This is a genomic window from Candidatus Desulfatibia sp., assembly GCF_036446775.1.
Classification (GTDB): Bacteria; Desulfobacterota; Desulfobacteria; order Desulfobacterales; family UBA11574; genus Desulfatibia_A.
In genome coordinates this window covers 1-4854 of the sequence record NZ_JAZFTO010000386.1, presented here as the reverse complement: position 1 = coordinate 4854, position 4854 = coordinate 1, and the positions used below count along the sequence as shown (strand labels likewise).

Below are 4854 nucleotides of genomic sequence, written 5' to 3'. Positions count from 1 at the left end.
AGCAATGTTACATGACAACTCATGCAGAGACTGTCTGAGGTAAGCTTTGTCATGGCAGTTTTTATGTCTTCTTTTTGATGAACACTATGGCAGTTCGTGCACATAATTCCTGTGTTTGCATGTACGCTCGTCTTCCATTCATTGTATTGCTGGTGATGTATTTTTTCATGGAATGTAAAAGACGCCTCCATGTAGAACAGATATAGCGCTTTCCCCGGCCGGTAGTTGTATGCATAGCCGTAATTCTTCGGGAAACCTTCCTTATATTGGGCAACCTCGACCGTACTTGCGCCCCAGTTGTGGCACTGGCCGCAGACCATGGCGCGCAGCCGCCAGGGTAAATTTGCCGGGTTGATGATAGTTTCTTTCTCATAATCAAAGTATTCGCTGGCAGCTTTGACGTGATTTCCGCCGGGCCCGTGACAGGCTTCACAGGCTATGCCCGGGTCAGCCCAGGTCGAATCAAGATAGTTATTGATTTTGTCATAATTTATCTGGAGGCCGGTGACGTGGCAACCGCCGCATTTGAATTGCCAGATACTTTCCGAGTCGCTCCAGTATTCACCATCTCCCGGAATGTTATTATTTAGGCCGTTGAGGTCAATCCAGGTCTCCATCTTGAGATCCCACTCGACCGGAAGCACGTGAATTTCGCCGTTTGGGAATTTAGTAAGATAGTTCTGCCTCCTTCCGATACCAATAACATTAGTGATTTCATAGTTATGAAACTCCCAGTCAGGGCCGGTTGTGCTCACGTAAAACTTGCCGTCCTTTTTGAACATCGTGGTATCGACCTCTTCTCCGGCGAGTTTAGGCGACTTGTTTGAGACTTTTGCGGTTAGCTTGTTGTTTCTCTCAAAATCACCCATGACAGTATATTCATCAGCGCGTTGCATAAACTTGGAATGTAATGTATTCCTCCATGTATCATATTCCCTCCAGTGACAATCCTTACACCTCTTTGAGCCGACATACTCGGGTTCGCCGAAGGTTGGAGTTTTCATTGCTTCTGCAACCTCTACTTCCTCACGGACAGGGGGTAGATAGCCGGAAATTTTTATTGTGAAAAATATAAATAAAAATGTCAGGACAACCCAGATACCCCAATAACCGAAAAAAACGTTTTTAATATTTTCAGTAATGTTTTTGTTATTTTTAGGTCTGTTCAGTGACTTGTTCAATTTCGCACCTCCATCTATCCCATCTATCAATAACAAAAATTTCTGTAGTATTATTTGCTTTGTAGAACGCCTTATCCAGGCTTTCTAAAAGTAGGTACCGTTATTTGATACCTGTGGTCGATATCAGGGCCAATCTCCGGTTCCGGAACTGTTTCTTCCAAAGGAAGCACCTTTATCAGCACTATGTAAAGAAACAGTGCCCACGCTATTATACCCACCACCACGGCCATCTCGGGTACTGTCGGCATGTAATATATCTCGCCCATCCCCGGGAACAGCGGAGCTGTCTGGGCTACTATTATCAAATTAAAACGATACGCTATTATGGCTATTACAGTTAGAGATGAAGCCATAGACAGTCCTTTGATAGTCCTTCCCCGTTTAAAGAGCAGTATTAACATAGCGACAAACAGGCCGGCGGTATTAATAATAAACAGGGGCGCAAATCTGCCTGTCAGAAGGTGCCATATTTCTAATCCCGCGGGCTTCCCGGCGTAAATCATCACAACAAAGTCAAAGAAGTCGAGGAATAATGTTATTATTATAAAGAGTGCCAGAAGTTGGCCCATGTGACTGAGGGTCTCTAAGCCGACAAGTTCGCTCTTGTTTATCTTTGAAGTAATTATTGCGACTAAGATCATTACGGCAGTGCCTGAAGCCAGCGCTACAACTACAAAATGCGGCGGCAGCAGAGGCGTATTCCACATTTCCCTGGCTGATACAAAGGCAAACAGGGCTCCATGAGGGGCATGTACTACCATAAGGGCGAAAAGAAGTGCCAGAATAGCCAGCACCTTTGCAATCTTCTCTTCCATGTCGCTCCCCACGCCCCCGCTTAGTGTGATTTTTACCGCGTAGTACAACTCTCCCAGCAACAGAGCACCAAACAAAACATAAGTCATCGACGTATAAACCAGCGCCGAAGTCGGATTTCTAATCACAGCGGGTAGCAGCATTGTCCTAAAAGGATTTCCAACGTCGGCCAAAAGGAACAACACCGCGGACATCAGGGACAAGATCCCTACCAGAATGGCGCGTGTCCCGAGGGGTTTGTAGTCATCACGCCCAAAGCCGGATATCAGCAATCCTATTATGCTTGCGCCTGCGCTGGTGCCTACACAGAAGACAAAACCTACTATAAACACTCCCCACGGCACCAGGTCGCTTGAGCCGGTGATCCCGACTCCCTTTACAAACATGATGAGCACAAAATTGTAGCCGCCCCAGGCTGCTATTATCAGCAATAATGTAAGAAAGGCGTGAAGCGCCTTACTGGTCTCTTTCATTATCTTAACCCCCTGATTCCTTTTGGGGGAGGCAATGGTTTATACCACCTCATCTTTTTCTCGCTGCGCTGTGTTAAGTACCATATCAGGGGAACGGTATTAAGTTCCTCTTTAAGCCTGAAATTCCGTTCGGATGCAATTAATTTTGAAACTTTGCTGCCGGGGTCGTTGAGGTTTCCGAAGATTCTGGCCTTATTCGGACACGCCTCCACGCATCGTGTAAACTTACCTTTTCTGGTACGGTGTACACAGAAAGTGCACTTTTCCACCACACCCTCTTCGCGCAACGGCACTAAGGGATTTCTACGCTCAAGGGGTATCTCAGGCTCCCACCAGTTGAATCTTCTGGCCTGGTAAGGACATGCCGTCATGCAATACCTGCATCCGATACATTTTTTATAATTTATCATGACGATGCCGTCAGGATCTTTGTATGACGCTCCGGTCGGACAAACCTTAACACACGGCGCGTGGTCGCAGTGGTTACACTGCACAGGCAGATACCATTTGTCTTTGCGGAGCTTTGTGTACATCATTGTTGTGCCCCTTTCGGGTATTTTCGGGGAATGGTAATAGCCGCTTACGCCTGTCTTGGATTGAGTTTGAAACACCATTATATATGGAGGGGAGATGGTATCGGGAACATTGTTCTCCAGTTTGCAGGCATACATGCACCGCCTGCAGCCAATACACTTTCCGAGATCAATCACCATCCCGAATTTGGCTCCGGGGATGACCTCCAGCGCCTCTTCAGGCTCTGTAGGATTAAACCCGGTTATCCGTTCGATAATATCGCCCACTACCCGCAATTGTGGGGGCCAAAGAGCGCTGCCTCCGGCTACAGCGGCGAGTTTAACAAATTCTCTTCTGTTCAGTTTTCCCATTTCTTTGCAAATGTCCAAAATAAGGGGATGTTTGGCGGAGCTTATTCAGATTTCTTTTTAGATCTCTTCATAAATGCTTCAATTAAATCCATAGGTATAGGTATAGGAGCTAATATTGTTGAGTTACTCTCAGTAGCTACTTCAACTATCGTCTGAAGATATCTAAGTTGCAGTGCTATCGGTTCGGTTCTAATTATTTTGCCTGCATCTGTGAGTTTTTGAGCCGCCTGCTGTTCACCTTCGGCATGAATGATTTTTGCCCTTCTTTCTCTTTCCGCTTCTGCCTGTCTCGCAATGGCCCTCTGCATCCCTTCCGGCAAATCAAGATTTTTTATCTCGACATGTGAAACCTTTATTCCCCAGGGTTCGGTCTGCTCATCGATGATATGCTGAAGTGTTGTATTTAATTCATCCCTTTTGGCAAGGAGTTCATCAAGATGGCTCTGCCCTAAGACACTCCTCAGGGTTGTTTGAGACATCTGTGATGTAGCGTAATTGTAATCTTTAATTTGTGTTATACATAAATCAGGGGCAACCACCCTGAAATATATAACAGCACTTACTTGGACCGATACGTTGTCTTTGGTAATTACATCCTGTGTAGGCACTTCAATCGCAACCGTCCGCAGGCTTACTCTAACAAGACTATCAATAACCGGTATGATTATTACAAGACCAGGTCCCTTTACAGGAAGTAACCTGCCAAGCCTGAAGACAACACCCCTTTCGTATTCTCGTAAAACAAAAATTGAAACTGAAAAAAAGTAAATACCCAGTATAAACGCCAACAACAAAAACCCTATTGAAGTTATTTGGAGCATTTAATCCCTCCTTTCTTTATTCTTTATTGTAACTATTTCTTTTAATTGGAATCTTCCCTGCACTCCAAAATTCGGCGGGACTATAAAATGCTTGACTACTGCCAACACTGCCATTAAACCTATAATCAACCAGAGTGGTCTCAACACATGAGTCTGCTACCTATTCCTCTTCGTTAATAGACTTTATCCAGTAAAAAAGTTCGTCCGGATCAACCGGCTTATTAAGACATACATAAATATGGTAGCATATGGCTTCTCTTAAAGTCGGATTGTAGTGCTGTTTGGACATGCCTAAAAAATAGACCCCGGGGTAATTAATTGATAAATTCCTGATGGTGGAATTATCGATAGCTGCATGTTCAATGTCCACCATAACTGCCAGGCAAGTATTTTTTTGAAGGTATTTTTCCAGGCTGTCCAAAGAAGACACCGGGATCGCGTGATAATGCTTTTCTCCCAGCATGGCGCACAGCTCCAGACAATGTTTGTCATCAGTGTCGAGCACAACTATTTCTTTCCGCATGACCCGCTTGCCCTAAACTTTAATCCACAGATTTCGCAGATTACACAGATTGCAATGAATACGCGATGAAGGTTGCGGAATCTGTCGGGTTTAATTCCCCGCAGCTTGCTGCGTTAAGATAGAAAATATCATTTGTTGATACCCCGTGGCTTGCCGCGG

5 protein-coding genes are annotated in these 4854 nt (G+C 45.1%); all 5 read right to left on the bottom strand.

Translation table 11 applies throughout. The features are described 5' to 3' along the window. Nucleotides 1–1181: ammonia-forming cytochrome c nitrite reductase subunit c552 (locus V3S16_RS17535; RefSeq protein WP_413887314.1), on the bottom strand; the 1181-nt coding region annotated here is incomplete at its 3' end. Between the two features lie 71 nt (nt 1182–1252). Next, nucleotides 1253–2467, bottom strand: a complete 1215-nt coding sequence (nrfD, locus tag V3S16_RS17530; RefSeq protein WP_413887312.1) for an NrfD/PsrC family molybdoenzyme membrane anchor subunit — start codon at nt 2465–2467, stop codon at nt 1253–1255. Continuing rightward, nucleotides 2467–3351 (bottom strand): 4Fe-4S dicluster domain-containing protein, encoded by an 885-nt coding sequence (locus V3S16_RS17525; protein ID WP_413887310.1) that lies wholly within the window; start codon nt 3349–3351, stop codon nt 2467–2469. The genes nrfD and V3S16_RS17525 overlap by 1 nt, the downstream gene beginning before the upstream one ends. A 41-nt stretch (nt 3352–3392) precedes the next feature. Continuing rightward, on the bottom strand, nt 3393–4172 hold the full coding sequence (locus V3S16_RS17520; RefSeq protein ID WP_413887308.1) for a slipin family protein: 780 nt from the start codon (nt 4170–4172) through the stop codon (nt 3393–3395). Between the two features lie 160 nt (nt 4173–4332). Next, nucleotides 4333–4695, bottom strand: a complete 363-nt coding sequence (locus V3S16_RS17515) for a hypothetical protein (RefSeq protein WP_413887306.1) — start codon at nt 4693–4695, stop codon at nt 4333–4335. Nucleotides 4696–4854: the final 159 nt, after the last annotated feature.